The organism is Carnobacterium sp. 1290_CSPC (assembly GCF_001053265.1).
In the GTDB taxonomy this organism is placed as follows: domain Bacteria; phylum Bacillota; class Bacilli; order Lactobacillales; family Aerococcaceae; genus Aerococcus; species Aerococcus urinaeequi.
Genome location: NZ_JVVG01000066.1, coordinates 1 through 2597, shown reverse-complemented (window position 1 = coordinate 2597; position 2597 = coordinate 1). Strand labels below are relative to the sequence as shown.

The 2597-nt window shown below is 39.6% G+C and carries 3 protein-coding genes; all 3 read left to right on the top strand.

Going from position 1 to position 2597, the window contains the following annotated elements; all coding sequences use genetic code 11:
* Positions 1-196: 196 nt before the first annotated feature.
* Positions 197-691: an Lrp/AsnC family transcriptional regulator gene (locus AC973_RS05800; RefSeq protein WP_016896378.1), complete on the top strand. Its 495-nt coding sequence runs from the start codon at positions 197-199 to the stop codon at positions 689-691.
* Positions 688-1857, top strand: coding sequence for a pyridoxal phosphate-dependent aminotransferase (locus tag AC973_RS05795; RefSeq protein ID WP_048728475.1), 1170 nt, complete (start codon positions 688-690; stop codon positions 1855-1857). Before AC973_RS05800 ends, AC973_RS05795 begins: the two co-directional genes overlap by 4 nt.
* An 80-nt stretch (positions 1858-1937) precedes the next feature.
* On the top strand, positions 1938-2480 hold the full coding sequence (locus AC973_RS05790) for a cysteine hydrolase family protein (protein WP_003140832.1): 543 nt from the start codon (positions 1938-1940) through the stop codon (positions 2478-2480).
* The last annotated feature ends 117 nt before the right edge of the window (positions 2481-2597 follow it).

Genomic DNA, 2597 nt, shown 5'->3' with positions numbered 1-2597 from the left:
CGTTTGTACAACCACCATGTTTAGGACAAACTCTCTGTTTTAACAGAGAGTAGTTGATATATACTAGAAGAGGAAGCGTTTTTGAAATTGGGGTGAAATCAAAAATTTTTATTAAAATTATTCAAATGAAGTGACAAAATTTCACTTTAAAAGTATGCTTAAGGCTACAAGTTATGTCGTTTTTGGAGGGATAAAAATGAACATCGAACAGAAAAAAGAATTGTTAGCTATCTTAGCGCAGGATGCGCGATTAGCACCTAAAACTATTGCTAACATGATTGAAGCTAACGAAGAAGAAGTCGTTGCGCAAATCGCTGCTTATGAAAAAGATAACGTGATTGCCGGCTACCACACCATGATCAACTGGGACGTTGCCGATGACAACTTGCTATCAGCGATGGTAGAAGTCAATGTCGATTTACACCATGGTGTATCTTATCAAGACATTGCAGAAACCATTTACCAATATGACCAAGTAGAATCTTTATACTTGATGTCAGGTACTTATGATTTTCTATTATTAACCAAGCGTTTAACGATGGTAGATATCTCTAAATTTATCTCTAAATTAGCAGCTATCGACGAAGTTAGCGCTACAACAACCCACATTGTAATGAACCGCTATAAAGAACAAGGGGTTGTCTATAAAGATATCAAAGAAGATGGCGGGCGTATGGTGATCTCACAATGACAAAATCTCAAAATAAAACCGTAATTGACATGGAACCTTCTGGTATCCGACGTTTTTTCGACATTGCCAATGAAATCGAAGGCGTGATTTCGCTTGGTGTAGGGGAGCCTGACTTTCCAACGCCTTGGTCAATTCGTGAAGAAGCGATTCGGGCCATTAGAAAAAGTAAAACTTATTATACTGCCAATGCAGGTTTAATTGAATTGCGACGTACGATTTCAAAATATGTAGACCGCAAATATGACTTGGATTATGATCCGGAAACGGAAGTGATTGTCACTGTTGGTGGTTCTGAAGCCATTGACCTTGCTTGTCGTGGATTAATTAACCCAGGTGATGAAGTATTGTGTATGGATCCGTCTTACGTATCTTACACACCGTCAATTAAGCTTGCTGGCGGGATTCCCGTACCAGTGAAGCTACCAAGTGAGCACGACTTTATTTTACAGCCGGAAAATATTGAAGCATTAATTACAGATAAGACAAAGGCTATTATTTTAAACTATCCAAACAACCCAACTGGGGCAGCGGCAACGCGTGAAGAGTTGGAAAAGTTGGCTGACGTCATTAAGAAACATGATTTATATGTCTTAACGGATGAAATCTATTCTGAAATCTGGTACGCCAAAGATAAATACACATCAATCGCTTCGTTTGAAGGGATGAAAGAACGGACAATCTACATCAACGGATTTGCTAAAGCCTTCTCAATGACAGGGTGGCGAATTGGTTACCTGTGTGGACCAGAAGTTTTAGTGGAACAAATGTTGAAAATCCACCAGTTCACGATTATGGCTGCGCCAACTGTATCGCAATATGCGTCAGTTGTGGCTTTAGAAGATTGTGATGACGATGTAGATGCGATGCGGAAAGACTATTTAAAACGTCGTAACTTCTTATTAGGCCGTTTCCGTGATATGGGCCTTCCTTGTTTCGTACCACGTGGGGCTTTCTATACCTTCCCTGACATTCGTGAATTTGATATGACCAGTGAAGAATTTGCCATAGCACTCCTTGATGCGAAGAAACTGGCGGTTGTGCCAGGTTCAGCATTTGGTGAGGGTGGGGAAGGATTCTTACGTATCTCATACGCATACTCAATTAAAGAATTGACGATTGCCATGGACAAAATAGAAGAATTTGTTACCGAGCTAAGAAACAAATAAAACAAAGATAAATATTGCGTACAGAAATGCAAATTCATTTTTCAAAGAATGATACAAATGACGATTGAGGGGTTGATTTCATGGATAAAGAAGCATTAATCATTGTAGATATGAGTAACGATTTTGTGGCACCAGACGGTTCATTAACCGTTGGCCAACCAGGTCAAGCCATCGTTCCCTACATTAAATCTCTGGCAGAAGACTTTATCAGCCAAGGGAAGGATGTGGTCGTGGCTATGGACGCTCATCAAGTGGATGATCCCCACTTTAAATTGTGGCCAGCCCATAATGTGGTGGGTACAGAAGGACAAGCACTTTATGGTGAATTGCAAGACTGGTTCCAAGCCAACCAAGACAATGAATTGGTCACATACCTACCTAAAGAAAATTACAATAGCTTCTTTAATACTGGTTTGGCGGATTTATTGCTTGATAAAGACGTTGATACAGTCCATGTTGTTGGTGTAACCACAGATATTTGTGTTTTCAATACGGTTAGTGGGGCAGATGCCTATGGTTTTCAAACGAAAGTCCATGCTAATGGTGTTGCAACCTTTACAGATTTAGGGGACACTATGCTTCAGCATATGACACGGTGTTTCCACACTGAAATCATTAAGTAGAAATTGTCTCGTAAAGTCTGCATAACAATTGTACAATAAATGAATAGGTCATGATTTTCGGCTCTACAATATATAGGACTGATGACTTCAAAAAAAGAGGAATCTCCATTATCATAA